19 protein-coding genes are annotated in these 20,333 nt (G+C 63.5%); 9 read left to right on the top strand and 10 right to left on the bottom strand.

All coding sequences use genetic code 11. The features are described from left to right. Positions 1–26: 26 nt before the first annotated feature. Genes aroK through pilM form a run of 5 tightly spaced genes read right to left on the bottom strand, consistent with a single transcriptional unit; the run spans position 27 to position 4,211 of the window. A complete protein-coding gene (gene aroK, locus ABOA88_RS10190) occupies positions 27–545 on the bottom strand; it encodes a shikimate kinase AroK (protein WP_367851522.1) in 519 nt (172 codons plus the stop codon). A 4-nt stretch (positions 546–549) separates the two neighbouring features. Further along, positions 550–1,785: a type IV pilus secretin PilQ gene (locus ABOA88_RS10185; RefSeq protein ID WP_419183398.1), complete on the bottom strand. Its 1,236-nt coding sequence runs from the start codon at positions 1,783–1,785 to the stop codon at positions 550–552. Beyond that, positions 1,742–2,758: a pilus assembly protein PilP gene (locus tag ABOA88_RS10180; RefSeq protein WP_367851539.1), complete on the bottom strand. Its 1,017-nt coding sequence runs from the start codon at positions 2,756–2,758 to the stop codon at positions 1,742–1,744. The genes ABOA88_RS10185 and ABOA88_RS10180 overlap by 44 nt, the downstream gene beginning before the upstream one ends. Then, positions 2,755–3,294 carry a PilN domain-containing protein gene (locus tag ABOA88_RS10175; RefSeq protein ID WP_367851521.1) on the bottom strand — a complete coding sequence of 180 codons (540 nt, stop codon included), beginning with the start codon at positions 3,292–3,294 and terminating at the stop codon, positions 2,755–2,757. Before ABOA88_RS10175 ends, ABOA88_RS10180 begins: the two co-directional genes overlap by 4 nt. Further along, the gene (gene pilM, locus ABOA88_RS10170; RefSeq protein WP_367851520.1) at positions 3,291–4,211 is read right to left on the bottom strand and encodes a type IV pilus biogenesis protein PilM; all 921 of its coding nucleotides are present in this window, start codon (positions 4,209–4,211) and stop codon (positions 3,291–3,293) included. Before pilM ends, ABOA88_RS10175 begins: the two co-directional genes overlap by 4 nt. A 160-nt stretch (positions 4,212–4,371) precedes the next feature. Here pilM and ABOA88_RS10165 point away from each other — a divergent pair, with 160 nt between their 5' ends. Next, positions 4,372–6,825: a penicillin-binding protein 1A gene (locus ABOA88_RS10165; RefSeq protein WP_367851519.1), complete on the top strand. Its 2,454-nt coding sequence runs from the start codon at positions 4,372–4,374 to the stop codon at positions 6,823–6,825. Positions 6,826–6,972: 147 nt separating this feature from the next. Here ABOA88_RS10165 and ABOA88_RS10160 read toward each other — a convergent pair whose 3' ends face one another. From ABOA88_RS10160 to rpmE, 3 genes are all read right to left on the bottom strand, one after another. Continuing rightward, positions 6,973–8,241, bottom strand: a complete 1,269-nt coding sequence (locus tag ABOA88_RS10160; protein WP_043208592.1) for a malic enzyme-like NAD(P)-binding protein — start codon at positions 8,239–8,241, stop codon at positions 6,973–6,975. A gap of 180 nt (positions 8,242–8,421) precedes the next feature. Next, entirely contained in the window at positions 8,422–9,243 is an 822-nt protein-coding gene (locus tag ABOA88_RS10155; protein ID WP_367851518.1) for a thermonuclease family protein, read from the bottom strand. Between the two features lie 2 nt (positions 9,244–9,245). Beyond that, entirely contained in the window at positions 9,246–9,461 is a 216-nt protein-coding gene (gene rpmE / locus ABOA88_RS10150; RefSeq protein ID WP_023378219.1) for a 50S ribosomal protein L31, read from the bottom strand. A gap of 170 nt (positions 9,462–9,631) precedes the next feature. Here rpmE and ABOA88_RS10145 point away from each other — a divergent pair, with 170 nt between their 5' ends. From ABOA88_RS10145 to ABOA88_RS10135, 3 genes are all read left to right on the top strand, one after another. After that, a complete protein-coding gene (locus ABOA88_RS10145) occupies positions 9,632–11,851 on the top strand; it encodes a primosomal protein N' (RefSeq protein ID WP_367851517.1) in 2,220 nt (739 codons plus the stop codon). A gap of 186 nt (positions 11,852–12,037) precedes the next feature. Next, entirely contained in the window at positions 12,038–13,774 is a 1,737-nt protein-coding gene (gene argS / locus ABOA88_RS10140) for an arginine--tRNA ligase (protein ID WP_196171013.1), read from the top strand. A 1-nt stretch (position 13,775) separates the two neighbouring features. Next, positions 13,776–14,474 (top strand): SPOR domain-containing protein, encoded by a 699-nt coding sequence (locus ABOA88_RS10135; RefSeq protein ID WP_196171014.1) that lies wholly within the window; start codon positions 13,776–13,778, stop codon positions 14,472–14,474. Between the two features lie 43 nt (positions 14,475–14,517). On the opposite strand, the gene ABOA88_RS10130 is transcribed toward ABOA88_RS10135, so the two are convergent. Then, positions 14,518–14,934, bottom strand: a complete 417-nt coding sequence (locus ABOA88_RS10130; protein WP_196162409.1) for an NINE protein — start codon at positions 14,932–14,934, stop codon at positions 14,518–14,520. Between the two features lie 167 nt (positions 14,935–15,101). On the opposite strand from ABOA88_RS10130, the gene ABOA88_RS10125 reads away from it, so the two are divergent. Beyond that, complete coding sequence (locus tag ABOA88_RS10125; RefSeq protein WP_367851516.1) at positions 15,102–15,731, top strand: C40 family peptidase; 630 nt, start codon at positions 15,102–15,104, stop codon at positions 15,729–15,731. A 161-nt stretch (positions 15,732–15,892) separates the two neighbouring features. Here the strand turns inward: ABOA88_RS10125 and ABOA88_RS10120 are convergent, their stop codons facing one another. Then, entirely contained in the window at positions 15,893–16,891 is a 999-nt protein-coding gene (locus tag ABOA88_RS10120) for a type IV pilus twitching motility protein PilT (RefSeq protein ID WP_367851515.1), read from the bottom strand. Positions 16,892–16,957: 66 nt separating this feature from the next. Between ABOA88_RS10120 and ABOA88_RS10115 the strand changes: the two genes are divergently transcribed. The 4 genes from ABOA88_RS10115 to metX all read left to right on the top strand — a co-directional run bounded on the left by ABOA88_RS10115 (position 16,958) and on the right by metX (position 20,326). Further along, complete coding sequence (locus tag ABOA88_RS10115; RefSeq protein WP_196171017.1) at positions 16,958–17,644, top strand: YggS family pyridoxal phosphate-dependent enzyme; 687 nt, start codon at positions 16,958–16,960, stop codon at positions 17,642–17,644. Positions 17,645–17,682: 38 nt separating this feature from the next. Further along, on the top strand, positions 17,683–18,501 hold the full coding sequence (proC, locus tag ABOA88_RS10110; RefSeq protein ID WP_367851514.1) for a pyrroline-5-carboxylate reductase: 819 nt from the start codon (positions 17,683–17,685) through the stop codon (positions 18,499–18,501). 10 nt (positions 18,502–18,511) lie between these two features. Then, positions 18,512–19,099 (top strand): YggT family protein, encoded by a 588-nt coding sequence (locus ABOA88_RS10105; RefSeq protein ID WP_043208615.1) that lies wholly within the window; start codon positions 18,512–18,514, stop codon positions 19,097–19,099. Positions 19,100–19,186: 87 nt separating this feature from the next. Next, positions 19,187–20,326: a homoserine O-succinyltransferase MetX gene (gene metX / locus ABOA88_RS10100; protein ID WP_367851513.1), complete on the top strand. Its 1,140-nt coding sequence runs from the start codon at positions 19,187–19,189 to the stop codon at positions 20,324–20,326. Positions 20,327–20,333 lie beyond the last annotated feature (7 nt).

Raw genomic sequence — 20,333 nt, 5'->3', positions numbered from 1 at the left:
CGTTGGTCGCCGAGAATAGTCCCGGCTTACCGGGGCGGCAACTTCTGCAAGCGCTCAAGGATGTCGAGCACCACCATGCGCGGCGGCCGCTCGTCGGTTTCCACCACCAGGTCAGCGATCTCACGATAGAGCGGGTCGCGGGTTTCCAGCAGGGCGCGCAGGGTCGCCTCCGGGTTGGCAGTGCGCAACAGTGGCCGGTTGCGATCGCGCGCGGTGCGCCCGACCTGCTGCTCCACCGAGGCGTGCAGGTAGATCACCCTCCCGCCCTCGCGCAGCGCTCTGCGATTGGCTTCACGCATCACCGCGCCGCCACCGGTCGCCAGGACGACTCCATCGAGGCTACTGAGCTCGGCGATCATGGCCTGCTCACGGTCACGAAAGCCCGGCTCGCCTTCTTTATCGAAGATCCACGGGATGTTGGCGCCGGTTCGCAGCTCGATTTCCTTGTCGGAATCCTTGAACAGCAGGCGCAGCTCTTTGGCCAATAGGCGTCCGATGGTGCTTTTACCAGCGCCCATGGGTCCCACAAGTATCAAATTTCGCACAGAATCAACGACTCACAGCAATCGCCTGGTCACTCATGATACGCGGAGTCAGGAAGACCAGCAGCTCGGATTTTTTCTCTTGTAATACATCGCGTCGAAACAGCCTGCCAACATACGGCAGATCGCCTAAAAATGGCACCTTGTCGACCACATTGTTTTGCGTGGTCGAGTAAACGCCACCGATTACGATCGTCTCACCGTCCGCCACCCGCACTTTGGCGTTGACCTCATTTTTGCGGATGGGCGGGACGTTGTTCAGTGCATTGACGTAGTCAGGCTCGTCCTTGGTCACCCTGACAGCCATCACGACCTTGCCATCGGGCGTGATCTGCGGCGTCACCTCAAGCGATAACGATGCCTCGCGAAACGAAATGGAGGTTGCGCCACTCTTGCTGGTTTCCTGGTAAGGCACCTCGGTACCCTTGATGATCCGCGCGGTCTCCTTGTCAGCCGTGACCACCTTGGGCTGGGAGATGATCTCGCCGTTTCCGCTCTTTTCCATGGCACTGAGCTCCAAGTCCAGCAGCGTCCCGCCACGCAGCACTCCCAATCCGATGCCGGACGTCCCTCGTTCCAGGCCCAGGTCGACGAACAGCTCTTTACCCAGACGGGCGGTATCGCCTTCCAGCGGCGCCCCCCAGCGCACACCCAGGCTTTTTTCGTAATCGACGTTGGCCTCAACGATCCGCGCCTCGATCAGCACTTGGCGTACCGGCACGTCCAACTGCCCCACCAGTCGCCGCAACTCGGCGAGACGGTCGGCCGGCTGATACGCCACCAAGGTGTTGGTCCGCGGGTCGACACTCAGGCTGCCGCGCCCGGTGAGAATGCCCTCGTCGGCAAGCGCAGCCAACAGCAGCTCGGCCATGTCCGCCGCCTTGGCGTGATGGATCGGCAGCAGCTCACGCCGCATGGGTTGCAATTGCGCATCCAGCGCCTGCCCAGACCGGGCTTCACGAAACTGTTCTGCCAGCTCCGCTGTTGGCGCGACCACCAGTACATTGCCCTCCTCGCGTCGGGCCAGCCCTTTGCTGCGCAATACCAGGTCCAGCGCCTGATCCCAAGGCACGTCCTCAAGGCGCAAGGTAAGGCTGCCTTGCACCGTGTCGCTGGCAACCAGGTTGATGCCGGCATGATCGGCCAGCACCTGCAGCGCCGCGCGCACTTCGATGTCCTGGAAGTTCAGGGACAGCGGCTCACCCCGATAGGGCATCGCTGTCGCCGCCTGGCTCGACAGCATCGCCACCACCATACCGATCTTCAGTTTGTTCGGCGTCATCCATGACCTCGTTGTTCACCCGCTTTCCCATGGTCAGGTAGACCGACCGCTCGTGCCACACACCCACAACGAACACGCGCTCGCGCACCTCGACCTGGTGTCGATCGATCCGTACCACGACACCCTCATTGCGCCCCAGGCGATCCCCAGAACGCACCCGATACAAACGCCCAGCGGACCACAGCAGAGCCTGGTGATGCCCAGCCTGCGACAGGCTGCCGACCATCTCCAACTGATCCAGGGGCACGCCAGCCAGCCCCGTCACGGCGGTGTGAGTCGACCAGGGGACGAACAGATCCACGCGCACAGGGCGAGCCGCCGGCCTCGCCGGCTCATGGGCCAGCGAGGCCGGTGCCGCCAGCTCTTCACCTGGGTGATACGAAGCGACTTGCAGCTGCAGGCGCAGCAAGCCTGGCCGCTCAGGCAAGTCGACAAGCCGCAGGCTCGTTGCCCGCAGGAGGCGAACCTGGCCGAACCATTCGTCCAGCCACAACCGCAGCGCGGCATAGCGCCCCACAACCTCGATCCGCAGCGGCACTACCTGATAGCCGGTCTCGATGCGGGCCTGCTCCACATCGAGCTGTTCGAACACCAACCCATGGGCATGCCCCGAACTGGTCAATTCGTCGAGCAGATCACTCATGCTCACACCCGCAGCCAGGCGCCAACGTGCATCGCGCAACTGCAGCATGGCATCGTCCAGCGCCTGCCTGGCAGACTCGTGCAGGCTCAGCGCCTGCGAATTGCCCGACAACGCCTGGTTCAATGATTGCTCCTGGCTCTTGCCCACCTGATAGGTCCGATACCGCCCCTGAAGAAGCCCGAACCACCCGGCAAACAGTACCAAGGCGATCACCGCGACCAGAATCACGGCAATGAAGCCCCGCGAACGGGTACCCCACTCCCGCCAGTCGGTCATCTCGGCCCACGTCATGACCACGTGACCGGCACCTGGGCCAACAACAGGAACTCCTCCCCCGCCGGCACATTGCGAAGGCGTTTGAGCTCCAACCCCTGTAGGACGGCAGACTGCTCGAGCTCGCGCATGAGCTGCGCCAGGACAGCGGGGGACGCCGCCAGCCCGAGTACTTGTACGCGATTGTCCTGCAAGGTCAGCTCGCTCAAGTTCAATCCTTCTGGCATGGCCCGCTCAAACTCGGCGAACACCACCAGGGGCAGCCCTTGATCAGCCCACAGACGGGCCAGGGCAGAAGATTGCGCCTGTATGGCCTCGCGCCGCTCACGCAGCGCATCGATGCGCGCGAGCTCCGCCTGCTGCCCTTGCAACATGACCTGACTTTGCGCAATGGCCAACACCTGGTTCTGCAAACGCTGACGGGCCAGATGATCCAGCAGCATTACGCCACAGAAGGCGAACAGGACAGTGGCGAGCACGGCCAGCTTGAAGCGCCGAACTGCCGCGCGGCGTTGCCGTTCGCGCCAGGGAAGCAGGTTCAGCCGCAGCATCATTGCCCCCCTCCCAACGCCAGCCCATAGGCCAGCGCCAGGCCGCCAGCCTCTCGGCACGACAGCGCGCAATCCACCGGCAGGCCCACTACCGCCAGCCCGGCGAAAGGCCAGAGTGACTCGCACGGCATCGCCAGTTGCTGCGTGAGCCCTTCCAACCAGCCGTCTTCCGGCACCTCGCCCAGCGCGACCTGCAGGCATTCGGCGGATGTTCCCGGCAGCGCACTGCGCAGCCAGTGCCCAATACGTTCGAAGCGTTGCGCCTGGTCCTGCTCTGGTACGAAACGCAGCTCCAGGCGCTGAGACATGAAAGGCTCCGGCCAGGTATGCACAGTGGCGCAATCGGCCTCGATCCTCAGTACCGCCGTTGCGGTCAGTCGGTCGGCGACGAGCGTGCGGGCCAGGGCCAGGCTATCGACTTCGACCGTCATGACCTGCAAGCCCGCGCTGTGGAACACCTGCTCCAGCGGCTCCAACAGACGGTGACGGCAAGCCCCCACCAGCACGCTCACCTCGTCAACCGGGCCTGGCACCGCCTCGAGCCTCTGGAAGTCCAGCGCGAGGTCCTGCAACGGAAACGGAAACAGGCGCTCGGCCTCGGCCAGCAACTGCGCCTCCATCTCACTGTCGGACAACCGCGCCGGCAGCCGATGTACTTTGCAGATCACCTCTGAGCCCGGGAGCGCCACCGCCGCCTGACGCTGACGACAGCCACTGCGCTGCCAGGCTCGTTGCAAGGCCTTGGCCACCACATCAGGATGTGCCGTCCAGTGCCCCGGGGGCGCCTCGAAAGGCTCCACGGCCCAGGCGCAGACCGTGTGGCCACCCTGGCGCCGCTGCAGTTGAATGATTCGAACGGAACCGGAGGCGATTTCCACCCCCAGCAGTGAACCGGCATCCCTGCCGAAACGTCCAAGCATGGTTCTTCCCTGAAAGATCGTCACAGTGCCGCCCTACAGGAGCCGACCGTCCAGGCCGGCCGGTCGCCCCGGCAAAGCGAAAAATGCTTATAATGCCCAGCGTTTTTTCCTGTCCGCCGGACCGCGTGCAATCCACTCCCAACCTGGACACCCAAAAGCCTTGATACGTCTGCTGAAGTTCTTCTGGTGGTCTTTCGTCGCAGTCATCTGCGCGCTCGTACTCGGTGTGAGCGGTGCGTTTCTGTATCTTAGCCCCAGCCTCCCCTCGGTCGAGTCCCTCAGAAGCATCCAGTTGCAGATCCCCTTGAGGGTGTACAGCAGCGACGGCAAGCTGATTGCGGAATTCGGCGAAATGCGCCGCTCGCCTATCCGTTTCGCGGATATTCCCCCACAGTTCATCCAGGCGCTTCTGTCAGCTGAGGACGACAATTTCCTCAACCACTATGGGGTCGACCCGAGCAGCCTGATGCGCGCCGCGACCCAGCTGGTGAAGTCTGGTCACATCCAGACCGGCGGCAGCACGATCACCATGCAAGTGGCGAAGAACTTCTTCCTCACCAGCGAGCGCAGCTTCTCGCGCAAGACCAATGAAATCCTCCTGGCCTTGCAGATCGAACGCGAGCTGACCAAGGACGAGATCCTCGAGCTGTACGTCAACAAGATCTACCTGGGCAACCGCGCCTACGGCATCGAGGCCGCCGCGCAGGTGTACTACGGCAAGTCGATCCGCGACATCAGCCTGGCCCAGATGGCCATGATCGCTGGCCTGCCCAAGGCGCCGTCGCGCTTCAACCCGCTGGCCAACCCGGTGCGCGCCAAGGAGCGTCGTGACTGGATCCTGGGCCGCATGTACAAGCTGGGCAAGATCGACCAAGCCAGCTACGAAGCCGCCCTGGCCGAGCCGCTCAATGCCAGCTACCACGTACCGACACCTGAGGTGAACGCGCCTTACATTGCCGAAATGGCTCGTGCCGAAATGGTCGGCCGCTATGGCAGCGACGCCTATACCGAAGGCTTCCGCGTGACCACCACAGTGCCGAGCGACATGCAGGAAATGGCCAACAAGGCCGTACTCAATGGGTTATCCGATTATGACGAGCGCCACGGCTATCGCGGACCGGAGTCGCGCTTCCCAGGCAAGACCCACGCCGCCTGGCTGCAGGAACTGAGCAAGCAGCGCACCCTCGGGGGCCTGGAGCCTGCCATCGTCACCCAGGTCGACAAGAGCGGCCTGAAAGTGCTGACTCGCAGCGGCGAAGAAGAGCACGTAGCCTGGGACACCATGAAATGGGCCCGGCCGTTCCTCAACAGCAATGCCCAGGGCCGCTCCCCACAATCGCCCGCCGACGTGGCTCAGGTCGGTGACCTGATCCGCGTGCAGCGCCTGGAAGACGGCAAGCTCAAGTTCAGCCAGGTGCCTGGCGCCCAGAGTGCACTGGTCACCCTGGATCCTTACAGCGGCGCCATCCGCGCACTGGTCGGCGGTTTCTCGTTCGAACAGAGCAACTACAACCGCGCCATGCAGGCCAAGCGTCAGCCAGGTTCGAGCTTCAAGCCCTTCGTCTACAGCGCCGCGCTGGACAGCGGCTACACCGCCGCCAGCCTGGTCAACGACGCACCGATCGTGTTCGTCGACGAGTACCTGGACAAGGTCTGGCGCCCGAAGAACGACACCAACACCTTCCTCGGCCCGATCCGCATGCGCGAAGCCCTGTACAAGTCGCGCAACCTGGTCTCGATCCGACTGCTGCAATCGATGGGCGTGGGCAAGACCATCGACTACATCGCCAAGTTTGGCTTCAACAAGCAGGACCTGCCGCCGAACCTGTCTCTGGCGCTGGGGACCGCAACCCTCACGCCGATGGAAATCGCCACGGGCTGGAGCACCTTCGCCAACGGCGGCTACAAAATCAGCCCCTACCTGATCGAACGCATCGAGAGCCGCAACGGTGAAACCCTGTTCACAGCCAATCCGGCGAGGGTTCCTCAAGAGGACCAGGACCAAGCCGGCATCGCCGCACCGGAACAGCCGATCAGCATCCAGTCGCTGCCAGGCGAAGCACCCTCGGCACTGGGCCAGGTAGCCCCCACGCCACAGGCACCGGTCGTGGCCGAGCGCATCGTCGACGGTCGCACCACTTATATTCTCACCAGCATGCTGCAGGACGTGATCAAGCGCGGCACCGGCCGCCGCGCCCTGGCCCTTGGCCGTAGCGATCTGGCAGGCAAGACCGGCACCACCAACGAGTCCAAGGACGCCTGGTTCACCGGCTACAACGCCGACTACGTGACGACCGTGTGGGTTGGCTTCGACCAGCCGGAAACCCTGGGCCGACGCGAGTACGGCGGCACCGCCGCGCTGCCGATCTGGATGAACTTCATGGGCGCGGCGCTCAAAGGCAAGCCCGAGCACGCCCCGGCCGAACCGGAAGGCATCCTTAGCCTGCGAGTCGACCCGGTCAGCGGCCGCGCCGCCACGCCAAGCACGCCGAATGCCTATTTCGAGCTCTTCAAGGCCGAGGACTCCCCGCCTTCGGTAGACGAGCTGGGCAACGGTGCTGCACCAGGCAGTCCGCTGCCGGCCGATGAAGCGGCGCCGATGGATCTGTTCTAAGCCGCACAAGCGACAAGCAGCAAGAAGGGCGCGCCGGCTCTCCCCGGCGCGCCCTTACAGACAACGTCGAACAACTTGTCGCTCGTAGCTCTAAACTCGAAGCAAAAAAACCGGCTCATATGAGCCGGTTCTTTTTTGCGTCCTGCATTAACCGTTGAACACGTCGTTCACGTTCTGCAGCGGGTAGTGCTTCGGATACGGCAGGGTCGCTACGCCGGATTCGATGGCGGCCTTGGCCACGGCGTCGGAGACGACGGTGATCAGGCGTGGGTCCATCGGCTTCGGAATGATGTACTCACGGCCGAATTCCAGCGCCTGTACACCGTAGGCGTCGCAGACTTCCTGCGGTACCGGCAGCTTGGCCAGGTCCTTCAGGGCGATGGCGGCGGCGATCTTCATTTCTTCGTTGATGCGCTTGGCACGTACGTCCAGAGCGCCACGGAAGATGAACGGGAAGCCCAGCACGTTGTTGACCTGGTTCGGGTAGTCGGAACGACCGGTAGCCATGATCACGTCGCTGCGGGTCTGGTGGGCCAGCTCTGGCTTGATCTCCGGATCCGGGTTCGAGCACGCGAACACGATCGGGTTCGCAGCCATGCTCTTCAGACCTTCCGGGCTCAGCAGGTTCGGGCCGGACAGACCCACGAACACATCGGCACCTTCCAGTGCGTCAGCCAGGGTGCGTTTGTCGGTTGCGTGCGCGAACTGCGCCTTGTACTGGTTCAGATCGTCACGACCCGCGTGGATCACGCCGGTGCGGTCGATCATGAAGATGTTCTCGACCTTGGCACCCATGCTGACCAGCAGCTTCATGCAAGAGATGGCGGCAGCGCCAGCGCCCAGGCAGACGATCTTGGCTTCGTCGAGCTTCTTACCGGCGATTTCCAGGGCATTGATCATACCGGCCGCGGTGACGATCGCGGTGCCGTGCTGGTCATCGTGGAAGACCGGGATGTCGCACTGCTCGATCAGGGTGCGCTCGATCTCGAAGCACTCAGGCGCCTTGATGTCTTCCAGGTTGATGCCACCGAAGGTGATGGAAATACGCTTGACGGTGTCGATGAAGGCTTGCGGGCTTTCGGAGTCGACTTCGATGTCGAACACGTCGATACCAGCGAAACGCTTGAACAGAACACCCTTGCCTTCCATGACCGGCTTGGACGCCAGCGGACCCAGGTCACCCAGGCCGAGGATGGCGGTACCATCGGAAATCACCGCGACCAGGTTGCCTTTGCCGGTGTACTTGTAGGCCAGCTCTGGATCACGGCCGATCTCACGCACAGGCTCGGCGACACCCGGGCTGTAGGCCAGGGCCAGGTCACGAGCGGTTGCGGTCGGCTTGGTGAGTTCGACGCTCAGTTTCCCCGGACGAGGCTGAGCGTGGTATTCGAGAGCGGCGGTTTTCAGGTCTGACATGGTGGGCATTCCGCTTGTTTACTGTTCTGACGGACCGCCGAGGATACGCAAAGAGCCGGGGGGCCACAAGACTGCCCGGTCACTTGTGTCAAGGCCTTTAGCCTACGACTTTACGCTATAACCCACGGGGGCATACGCCATCAAGTGTGTACAATCCAATAGCGAAATGTCTACAACTATTTACCCTGAAATCCGTTCGAGCATGCTCGGATCGGTCAATGGCAATTCCCAGCGTCGCTGCCCAGGCTTCAGCCCACCCTTGCGGGAACGATCCAGCACCCAGCCGCGCGCCTCGACCTGGCGTCCCTTGAGGTTATCGAAGAAGCTCGAGGGGAAGTTGCGCTGCAGACGAGCGGGAATGCGAAGCACCACCGCATTGCCAAGATCCAGCCAAACACCACCACGATTGCGCTCGATAGCCTGCACTTTACCGCTTATGACAGCAAAGCCCGACTGCCGGACATCACCCTCTCGCAGCACTGGCGACTGCCGCCATAACCCGACCCGCGCCGCCCTGGCCGCCTGCTCGGCCTGTTGCTGGCAGCGGGAAAGCTTGACGTTGGGCGCCACCGCGACGCGATATCCCAAGCCCTCGCTGAGCAGTGTGGCTTCAAGATTGTTGCCATCCCGGCCATAGATATGCGCCAAGGTGCGGCCGTACTTGTCCTTCCCCTCTACCCCCGGCACCAGCCCGACCCGTCCGTCGCTGGCTTTGACCAACGCCTGCAAACGCTGCCTGGCGGCCTCGGCATAGGGCTCGCTGGTGCGACCTTTACGGCCGATTTCCGGTGTGTTGATGCCGATCATGCGAACGCTGCGTCCATCACTCAGACGCAAGGTGTCGCCATCGACCACCTGACGTACCGCCACCTGCTGTGGCTTGTCGGGCAATGGGCAGAAGGCCAGCGCGGGAAAATGCCAGATCGCGCCCACAAAAAAAGCGCCCACAAGGGGCGCCTTTTTTTGCAGCAGCGCGAAACCCGAGGGATTCGCCATGCGCATGATTACTTCTTGGTACCGAACATACCGAAGCGATCGGCGAACTTCTGTACGCGACCACCGGTGTCCAGGACTTTCTGCTTACCAGTGTAGAACGGGTGGCACTGGGAGCACACGTCGATCGCCAGCGGCTTGGCCAGGGTCGAACGGGTTTCGAATTTGTTGCCGCAGCTGCAGGTGACTGCAACTACTTCGTAGTTCGGATGAATATCTGCTTTCATGGTCACTTCCTCGAGCTGCGTGCCGCCACCCAACACCAATTGTTGAATACCGCACGTAATTAGGCGGCGAATAATACCAGAGCAAGGCGCCAGCGCAAGTTGTCGCGATCACCGACTGTCGTCTGCTAGGCTCGCGAAACTTGTGAACCTCCCATCCAGAGACCTCCCGCGTGTCCGACGTCATTCTGCGCCTAGCCCTGCCCTCGCCTTTGCGTCGCCTGTTCGACTACAGGGCGCCAGCAAGCATGGCCCGCCAGGCCTTGACGCCCGGCATGCGCATCCGCGTGCCGTTTGGCCGCAGGGAGATGATCGGTGTGCTGGTGGAGGTCTGCGACAAGAGCGAAGTGCCGGCCGACAAGCTCAAGCCCGCCAGCGCCCTGCTCGATCCGGTCTCACCGCTGCCGCCAGCACTGTTCAAGCTGTGCCTGTGGACCGCGCAGTACTACCAGCACAGCCTGGGCGACACCTTGAACTGGGCCCTGCCCACCTTGTTGCGCCAGGGCGAGCCGGCCGAGATGCGCCAAGAACGCTTTTGGCATGTCGCTCCCGGCGCCCGCCTGGAAGACCCGCGTATCGCACGCGCTCCCCGCCAGCGTGACGCCCTCAAGGCCCTGGCCCAGCATCCGCACGGTGTCGCCCACAGCGTGCTGGCCAAGCTGGGCCTGAGCAAGGACAGCCTCGACCTGCTGCTGGCCAAGGAACTGGTTCAGGTAGAGGTCCGCCGCCATCTGCCCCAGCCCCGCCACGAGCATTGGCTGGCGCAGCCGGAGCTGCCGCTGAACGAAGAACAACTGGCCGCATTCGACGCCGTGCGCTCGGGCTTCGGCGCCTTCCATGCATTCTTGCTGGCGGGGGTGACTGGCAGCGGCAAGACCGAGGTTTACCTGCAACTGATCCGTGAAACCCTCGAGGCCGGCAAACAGGCGCTGATCCTTATTCCGGAAATCAACCTCGGCCCGCAGACCTTGGCGCGCTTCGAGCAGCGCTTCAACGCCCGCATCGCCCTGCTGCATTCGGCAGTCGGTGATCGCGAACGCCTGGACGCCTGGCTCGCCGCCCGCGACGGTGAGGCCGATATCATCATCGGCACCCGCTCGGCGTTGTTCACCCCGATGAAAAACCCTGGGCTGATCATCATCGACGAGGAGCACGACGGCTCCTATAAACAGCAGGAAGGCTTGCGCTACCACGCCCGAGACCTGGCCGTAGTCCGTGCCCACCAAGAGAACGTCCCGATCCTGTTGGGCTCGGCCACGCCCTCGCTGGAAAGTCTGCACAATGCCCACAGCGGCCGCTACGGCCTGCTGCGCATGAATCAACGCGCCGGCGGTGCCCGCGCACCTCGCTTCCTGCGTCTGGACGTGCGCAGCCTGCCGCTGGACAGCGGCATCAGCGGCCCGCTGCAACAGGCCATCCGCCAGACCCTGGAAGCAGGCCAGCAAGTGCTGGTGTTCCTCAACCGCCGCGGCTTCGCGCCGACCCTGCTGTGCCACGACTGCGGCTGGCTGTCCGAATGCCCGCGCTGCGATGCCCGGATGACGGTCCACCAGCGTTCCGGCGTGCTGCGCTGCCACCACTGCGGCCACGACGAACGCCTGCCCCACCAGTGCCCGCAATGCGCCCATGTCGACCTGCGCCCGGTAGGCGCGGGCACCGAGCGTGCCGAAGAGCGCCTGAAAGTGCTCTTCCCGGATTACCCCATCCTGCGGGTCGACCGCGACAGCACGTCGCGCAAGGATGCGATGCACAACCTGTTCACCACTATTCAGCGCGGCCAGCCCAGCATCCTGGTCGGCACCCAGATGCTGGCCAAGGGTCACCACTTCCCCCGGGTGACCCTGGTGGCCATCCTCGACGCCGATGGAGGCCTGTTCTCCGGGGACTTCCGCGCCAGCGAACGCATGGCGCAGTTGATCGTCCAGGTCGCCGGCCGCGCCGGTCGCGCCGAGGAGCCCGGCAAGGTGATCATCCAGACCCACCTGGCCGAACATCCGCTGCTGGTGCAATTGACCGAGCAAGGGTACTTCGCCTTCGCCGAGCAGGCCCTGAGCGAACGCCGCGCGGCCGGCCTGCCACCCTTCTCCCACCTCGCCCTGCTCCGGGCCGAGGCGCACAAGCCAGGCCAGGCCGAGGGTTTTCTGGACGAGGCCTGCAGCGCCGCTGAACGGCTGTTGGCCGAGCAGGACCTGCAGGGTATCGAGCTGCTCGGCCCGGTACCTGCGCCCATGGAGCGCCGCGCAGGGCGTTTCCGCGCGCAATTGTTGCTCCAGGCCAATGCCCGGGCGCCCTTGCATCGACTGATCAGCGCTTGGTTGCTAGTGTTGGAGCACGTGCCATCGGGGCGCCAGGTGCGCTGGTCGCTGGATGTGGATCCGGTCGACCTGTATTGAGCTGCAAGCAAAGGCAGACCGTGCACGCTGGCGCTTTTTCTTGCAGCTTGAAGCTTGAAGCTTGCCGCTCCATACCCAGCTTGCCGCTCAAAGGTTGGCAACACGCCCCCGGGAACGGATAATGCTCAGTTTTTCCACCTGCGCATCGAAGCGCCCCACCGCGCTTGCGGTCGAAAAGAGAACGCCATGAAAGACACCATTCGCCAGCTCATCCAGCAAGCCCTCACCCAACTCGTCACCGACGGCGTGCTGCCTGAAGGGCTGACGCCGGCGATCCAGGTGGAAAACGCCCGGGACAAGACCCACGGCGACTTCGCCAGCAACATCGCCATGATGCTGGCCAAGCCGGCCGGCATGAAGCCGCGCGACCTGGCTGAAAAGCTCATCAACGCCCTGCCGGCCAGCGCCGACATCACCAAGGTCGAGATCGCAGGCCCAGGCTTTTTGAACTTCTTCCAGAACACCCAGGCCCTGGCCAACCGCCTGGACGCAGCCCTGGCAGATGATCACCTGGGCGTGCGCAAGGCTGGCCCTAGCGAGAAAGTGGTGATCGACATGTCGGCACCGAACCTGGCCAAGGAGATGCACGTCGGCCACCTGCGCTCGACCATCATCGGCGACAGCGTCGCACGCGTGCTGGAGTTTCTCGGCGACCAGGTGATCCGCCAGAACCACGTGGGTGACTGGGGCACCCAGTTCGGCATGCTGCTGGCCTACTTGGAAGAAAACCCGATCACCAGCGACGAACTGTCGGACCTCGAGAACTTCTACCGCGCGGCGAAAAAGCGCTTCGACGAGTCCGAGGAATTCGCCACCCGCGCCCGTGGCCTGGTGGTCAAGCTGCAAGCCGGCGACCCTGAGTGCATGGCCCTGTGGACCCGCTTCAAGGACATCTCCCTGTCCCACTGCCAGAAGACCTACGAGCTGCTCAACGTCAAGCTGACCATGGCCGACGTGATGGGCGAGAGCGCCTACAACGGCGACCTGGCCAATGTGGTCGCAGACCTCAAGGCCAAGGGCCTGCTGGTCGAGGATCAGGGCGCCCAGTGCGTGTTCCTCGACGAATTCAAGAATGCCGAAGGCGAACCGCTGCCGGTGATCGTGCAGAAGGCCGATGGCGGCTACCTCTATGCCACCACCGACCTGGCCGCAGTGCGCTATCGCAGCAACGTCCTCAAGGCCGACCGCGCCCTGTACTTCGTCGACCAGCGCCAGGCCCTGCACTTCAACCAGGTGTTCGAAGTGGCGCGCCGCGCAGGCTTCGTCGGCCACCCAATGCAGATGGAACACATGGGCTTCGGCACCATGAACGGCGCTGACGGCCGTCCGTTCAAGACTCGTGACGGCGGCACCGTAAAACTGATCGACCTGCTGACCGAGGCCAAGGAGCGCGCCTACGCCCTGGTCAAGGACAAGAACCCGAGCCTGTCCGAAGACGAACTGCGCCACATTGGTGAAGTGGTCGGGATCGGGGCGGTGAAGTACGCCGACCTGTCCAAGCACCGCACCAGCGACTACAGCTTCAACTTCGAGCTGATGCTCAACTTCGACGGCAACACCGCACCCTACCTGCTGTACGCCTACACCCGCGTGGCCAGCGTATTCCGCAAGCTGGGCAAGGGCTTCGAGGAAGTCGAGGGCAACATCGTCCTGCAGGCGGCCCATGAGCAGGATCTGGCCGCTCGCCTGGCGCAGTTCGGTGAAGTACTCAACAATGTCGCCGAGAAGGGCACCCCACATGTGCTGTGCAGCTACCTGTACGACATCGCGGGCCTGTTCTCCAGCTTCTACGAGAACTGCCCGATCCTCGCCGCCGAAACCGCCGAACAGCAGCAAAGCCGTCTGCGTCTGGCCGCTCTGACCGGCCGTACGCTCAAGCAAGGTCTGGAACTGCTCGGCCTGGAAACCCTGGAGCGCATGTAAGTTGGCTGCCAAGAAAAAACCTGCACCCAAGCGTGGCGCCAGCCGCAACCAGGCGCCGGCCAAACAGCCGATTCCAGGTTGGGTCTGGCTGGCGGTCGGCCTGACCGTCGGCGCTTTCGTTGTCTTCCTGATGAAGCTCGAACCGGGCAGTGAAGACATCAAGCGCGCCAAGCCTGAGCAGCAAAAACCCGCCAAGGTCGCCGAAGCCGGCAAGACCACTGCACCGACGACACAGCAGCCGGTCAAGCCAAAATACGACTTCTACACCCTGCTGCCGGAGTCGGAGGTCATCGTGCCACCGGAGGCTGTACCGGAGAAAACCCCACCGGTACCGGCCCAGCCGGTCAAGCCGGTAACGCCAGCGGAAGCCGCGAAGATCGACACCGCCCGCGCCCAGGCCGCCCTGATGGGGCAGACGCCTCCGCCTGCCCCACCAGTGATCAAGCCTGCGGCGACCACCACCTTCTTCCTGCAGGCCGGCTCGTTCCGCAAACAGGCCGATGCCGACAAGGTCCGTGCGCAGATCATCCTGCTCGGCCAAGCGGTCAAGGTGGAGTCAGGGACGGTGAAAGATGAAACCTGGTACCGCGTCCTGGTCGGCCCGTTCAGCAACCGCGAACAGTTGACGGTGGCCCAGAAACAGCTTGCCGGGGCAGGGTTCAGCAACCTGCTGCTGCAACAGCGCCAGACCCGCCAGTAACGAAAAAGGCCTTGCCGCACGATGCGACAAGGCCTTTTTTCTGTCAGCGGCGCTGGGCGTTGACCTGGGAGATCTGGCTGTTCAGGGTCCAGAAATCGTACAGCACGCCAATCAGGAACAAGCCCCCAGTGAGCAGATAGATCAGGGCACTGATCCACTTGCCCAGGTACAGCCGGTGTACGCCGAAGATCCCGAGGAACGTCAGGAAGATCCAGGCCAGGTTGTAGTCCACGCGACCGGACTCGAAGCGCATGTCCGCCTCACGGTCCATCGACGGAATCAGGAACAGGTCGATCAACCAGCCGATGCCGAGCAGGCCCAAGGTGAAGAACCAGATCGTCCCGGTGATGGGTTTGCCGTAGTAAAAGCGGTGGGAGCCGGTGAAACCGAAGATCCACAAGAGGTAGCCCAGGACCTTGCTGTGGGTGTCGTGCAGCCCACCCTGTTGATAACCGTTCATGCTTGTCCTCCGTGGGTTAGCAAAAAATTTTCTAACGGAAAATGTGACTTTTCCGCGGGAAGCCGACGTATGGTACCCGCACAATCGACCAACGGAGCAAAAAACCACCCGAAGCTGTTATAGAGTTGCGCGCCACAGCCAACACATACCTAAAAAGAGCTTCAACTATGCCGCCTCTGTTCAAGACATGGCTGACCCTCTGCCTATTGTTGCCCCTGGCCGCCCACGCCACCAATCGTGAGCAACGTCTTCCCAATGGTTTCACCGGCTACACCACCAACGCCTCGGTGAAACACGCGCCGGTCAAGTACAGCACCTTGCGCGCCCGCCCGAGCAATGCCGCCAAGGCCACGAGCAACCTGCCCGTCGTGGCCATGTCGGCCAAGCAGAGCAGCAACGTGCTCAGCCGCGCAGTGAATGTGCTTGGCACGCCCTATCGTTGGGGCGGCAGCAGCCCGAGCAAAGGCTTCGACTGCAGTGGCCTGGTCAAGTATGCCTTCACCGATGTCGCCGACGTCGACCTACCGCGCACCTCCAATGCCATGGCCCAAGGGCATGGCGTCAAAGTGGCGAAAAGCGACCTCAAGCCTGGCGACCTGATCTTCTTCAACATCAAGAGCCGCCGGGTCAACCACGTCGCCATCTACCTGGGCAATGACCGCTTCATCCACGCGCCACGCACCGGCAAGCGGGTGAGCATCGACACCCTGAGCAAGCCGTACTGGCAGAAGCACTACGTGGTCGCCAAGCGCGTACTGCCTAAAGAACAGCAGACCCTGGCCCTGGCCAAGCGCTGACCTGCCCCCGGTGGAGCCAGGCTCTTCGAACTGCCTGACATCGCCGGGGCTGTTGCGCGGCCCATTCCCGGGTAAACCCGCTCCCACAAAAACCGCACCAGTCCCAGCTCCGCGCGGTGGGTGGAGGCGGGCTTACCCGCGAATGGGCCAAAGATTCAACCTCAGCCTGACGCGATCAGCCCCGCCCCCTGCAACTGCTGCACCGCCATCTCCATCGTCCTCATCCCCACCGCCGCTCCGGTCTGCATCACTGAATGCAGCTGCGCCATGCGACCTTCGCGGATCAGGTTGCGCACAGCTGGCGTGGCCACCAGCATTTCCCTGGCCGCCACACGCCCGCCATCCAATCGCCTGATCAATGTCTGAGCTACCACCATGCGCAGCGACTCCGCCAGCATGCCCCGCACCAGAGCCTTTTCCTCCGGCGCAAACACCTCCACCAGGCGATCGATGCTGTTCACCGCCGAGCGGGTATGCACCGTCGCCAACACCAAGTGCCCCGTTTCCGCAGCGCGCAGGGCCAGGCGGATGGTTTCCAGATCACGCAGCTCGCCGATCACGATCACATCCGGGTCCTGGCGCAATGCACTGCGCAGGCCTTGGGCAAAATTCCGGCAATCGCGGCCGATCTCGCGCTGGTTGACCAAACTGCGCTGGCCGCTGTGGATAACTTCGATGGGGTCTTCGAGGGTGACGATGTGCAGCGCCTGCGTTCGATTGAGCTGATCGATCAGGGCTGCCAAGGTCGATGACTTACCGCTGCCTGTCGGCCCGCCGACCAGCACGAGGCCGTCGTGCCACTGGGCAATAGTTCGAAACACTTCCTCCAGGTCCAACTCGTCGAGGCTGGGGATGCGGGCCGGCAGCAGTCGCAGGCTCACACCTGGCCCACGGTGCTGGCGATAGAGGTTCGCGCGCACGCGCATGGCGCCTGGCAGTGTCAACGCAATATCCAACTCATCGCCCTGCGCCCACTGGCGGCGCTGGGTTTCATCGAGCACCGGCGCAAACCCTTCGCTCAGGGTCGCAGCCGCCAGTGGCGGCAGATCCAGGCGCTGCAGCTCGCCGTCCAGGCGCAGCACCGGTACTTCGCCCGTCGCCAGGTGCAGGTCGCAAGCGCCCGCAGCCACGGCCCGGGCCAACAGGTCGGTCACATCCATGAGACTCCCCAAAGGCCATCAAGCAGGTAGAATGCCGCAGACCACTGAGCCGTCGGCATCGATTCCATGTCCACCATAGCAGACAACCTGTCCGCCCTCGCCGCCCGCATCGACAGCGCGGCCAAGGCTGCCGGACGCGACCCGGCCAGCATCCAGCTGCTGGCGGTGAGCAAGACCAAACCCGCCAATGCCGTGCGTGAAGCCCACGCCGCCGGCGTGCTCCACGTTGGCGAGAACTACCTCCAGGAAGCCTTGGCCAAGCAGGAAGCATTGCGCGACCTGCCCTTGACCTGGCACTTCATCGGCCCCATCCAGTCGAACAAGACCCGTGCAATCGCCGAACATTTCGACTGGGTACACTCCGTGGACCGCCTGAAGATCGCCCAACGCCTGTCCGAACAACGCCCTGCCAACCTGGCACCGCTGAATGTCTGCCTGCAGGTGAACGTCAGCGGCGAGGCCAGCAAGTCCGGCTGCCAGCCAGCCGATGTGCCGGCCCTGGCCAGCGCCATTGCCAGTCTGCCCGGCCTGCGTCTGCGGGGCTTGATGGCGATTCCCGAACCCACCGAGGACCATGTCGCCCAAGAGGCGGCCTTCGCCACCCTGCGCCAGTTGCAGGAGGGCCTTGGACTGGGCCTGGACACCTTGTCCATGGGCATGAGCCATGACCTGGAAGCGGCCATTGCACAGGGAGCGACCTGGGTCCGCATCGGTACCGCCCTGTTCGGTGCCCGCGACTACGGACGCCCCTGATTCCATGCTTTACTCACTCTTTCCTTCAAGGACCTGACATGAGCAAGACACGTATTGCCTTTATCGGCGCCGGCAACATGGCCGCCAGCCTGATCGGCGGCCTGCGTGCCCAGGGTCTGGACGCCGCGCAGATCCGCGCCAGCGACCCGGGCGCCGAGACCCGGGCCAAGATCCAGGCCGAGCACGGCATCGAAGCCTTCGAAGACAACGCCCAGGCCATCGCCGGCGCGGATGTGATCGTCCTGTCGGTCAAGCCGCAGGTCATGAAAGCCGTGTGCCAGGCCCTGCAGCCCAATCTGGCGCCTGGGCAACTGATCGTCTCCATCGCCGCCGGCATCACTTGCGCCAGCCTGCAAGCCTGGCTGGGCCCGTGCCCGGTGGTTCGCTGCATGCCCAACACCCCGGCCCTGCTGCGCGAAGGCGCCAGTGGCCTGTACGCCACCGCCGAGGTGTCTGCCGAGCAACGCCAACAGGCCGAGCAACTGCTGCGCGCCGTGGGCACCGCCCTGTGGCTGGACCAGGAGCAGCAACTCGATGCCGTCACCGCCGTCTCCGGCAGTGGCCCGGCTTATTTCTTCCTGCTGATCGAAGCGATGACCGCAGCCGGCGAAAAACTTGGCCTGCCGCGTGAAACCGCCTCGCAGTTGACCTTGCAGACCGCACTGGGCGCCGCACGCATGGCTGTCTCCAGCGACGTGGACGCCGCCGAGCTGCGTCGGCGCGTGACCTCGCCGGCCGGCACCACGGAAGCGGCGATCAAGTCGTTCCAGGGCAACGGTTTCGAGGCGCTCGTCGAGCAGGCACTGGAGGCCGCGGCAAAACGTTCCGCCGAGCTGGCCGAGCAATTGGGCAAATAAGGAGCTGTCGATGAATGCATTGTCCGGCGCCATGATCTTCGTGGTGCAAACCCTGGTCAGCCTGTACCTGGTGATCGTCCTGCTGCGCTTCGTGCTGCAACTGGTCAAGGCCGACTTCTACAACCCCCTGAGCCAGTTCGCGGTGCGCGCCACCCAGCCGCTGCTCAAGCCGCTGCGCCGCATCATCCCCAGCATTGGCGGCCTGGACACCTCGTCCCTGCTGCTGTCGGTGGCCATCCAGGCGCTGCTGATGGCCTTCGTGATGATGTTCGTGCTCTACAGCTACAGCCCGCTGCAACTGGTGATCTGGGCGATCATCGGCGTGACTTCGCTGTTTCTGAAGATCTTCTGGGTAGCGATGATCGTCATGGTGATCGTCTCGTGGGTCGCGCCCAACAGCCACAACCCTGCCGCCGAGCTGGCCTACCAGATCAGCGAGCCGGTGCTGGCGCCGTTCCGCAAGCTCATCCCTAACCTGGGCGGGCTGGATATTTCGCCGATCTTCGCCTTCCTGGCGATCCAGGTCATCCAGTCCTACGCCATGCCTGTACTTGCCGAATATGTCGGCATGCCGGAGATCCTCTGGCGCATGATCTGACCCCGGTGTTTCCAGCGGCAAGCCTTTGCTTGCCGCTGGGGATAGCGCTCTTTAGACTTACGCCTCCGTCAAGCGTGAGCAGGGTCGATGTCCACTGTCTTTCCCGAAGATTCCGTTGGTCTGGTAACACCGCAAATTGCCCGGTTCGATGAGCCGCTGGCGCTGGCCTGTGGCCGTTCGCTGGCCGGCTACGAGCTGATCTACGAGACCTATGGCACCCTCAACAGCACCGCCAGCAATGCCGTGCTGATCTGCCATGCGCTCTCCGGCCATCATCATGCCGCAGGCTATCACGCCCCCACCGACCGAAAGCCCGGCTGGTGGGACAGCTGCATCGGCCCCGGCAAGCCGATCGATACCAATCGCTTCTTCGTGGTCAGCCTGAACAACCTCGGCGGTTGCAACGGCAGCACGGGGCCGAGCAGCGTCAACCCTGCCACCGGCAAGCCCTATGGCGCCGACTTCCCGGTCCTGACCGTCGAAGACTGGGTGCACAGCCAGGCGCGGTTCGCCGACCGCCTCGGCATCCAGCAGTGGGCGGCGGTGGTCGGCGGCAGCCTGGGCGGCATGCAGGCCCTGCAATGGACCATCAGCTACCCGGACCGAGTACGCCACTGCGTGGACATCGCCTCGGCGCCCAAGCTCTCGGCACAAAACATCGCCTTCAACGAAGTCGCCCGCCAGGCCATCCTCACGGACCCCGAGTTCCACGGTGGCTCGTTCCAGGACAAAGGCGTGGTGCCCAAGCGCGGCCTGATGCTGGCGCGCATGGTGGGTCACATCACCTACCTGTCCGATGACTCCATGGGTGAGAAGTTCGGTCGCGAGCTCAAGAGCGACAAACTCAACTACGACTTCCACAGCGTCGAGTTCCAAGTCGAGAGCTACCTGCGCTATCAGGGCGAGGAGTTCTCCGGTCGCTTCGATGCCAACACCTACCTGCTGATGACAAAGGCGCTGGACTACTTCGACCCAGCCGCTACCCATGGGGGGGATCTGGCGGCGACGCTGGAGCATGTCACGGCGGACTACTGCATCATGTCGTTCACCACCGACTGGCGCTTCTCGCCGGCACGTTCTCGGGAAATCGTCGATGCCCTGATGGCCGCGCGCAAGAACGTCTGCTACCTGGAGATCGACTCACCTTACGGGCACGATGCCTTCCTGATCCCCACGCCTCGCTACATGCAAGGTTTCGCGAACTACATGAACCGCATCGTCATCTGAGGACAGC

Source organism: Pseudomonas sp. PKS (assembly GCF_051913525.1).
Taxonomy (GTDB): domain Bacteria; phylum Pseudomonadota; class Gammaproteobacteria; order Pseudomonadales; family Pseudomonadaceae; genus Aquipseudomonas; species Aquipseudomonas guariconensis_D.
The sequence above is the reverse complement of the archived record's forward strand: the minus strand, read 5'-3'. Positions and strand labels throughout refer to the sequence as shown.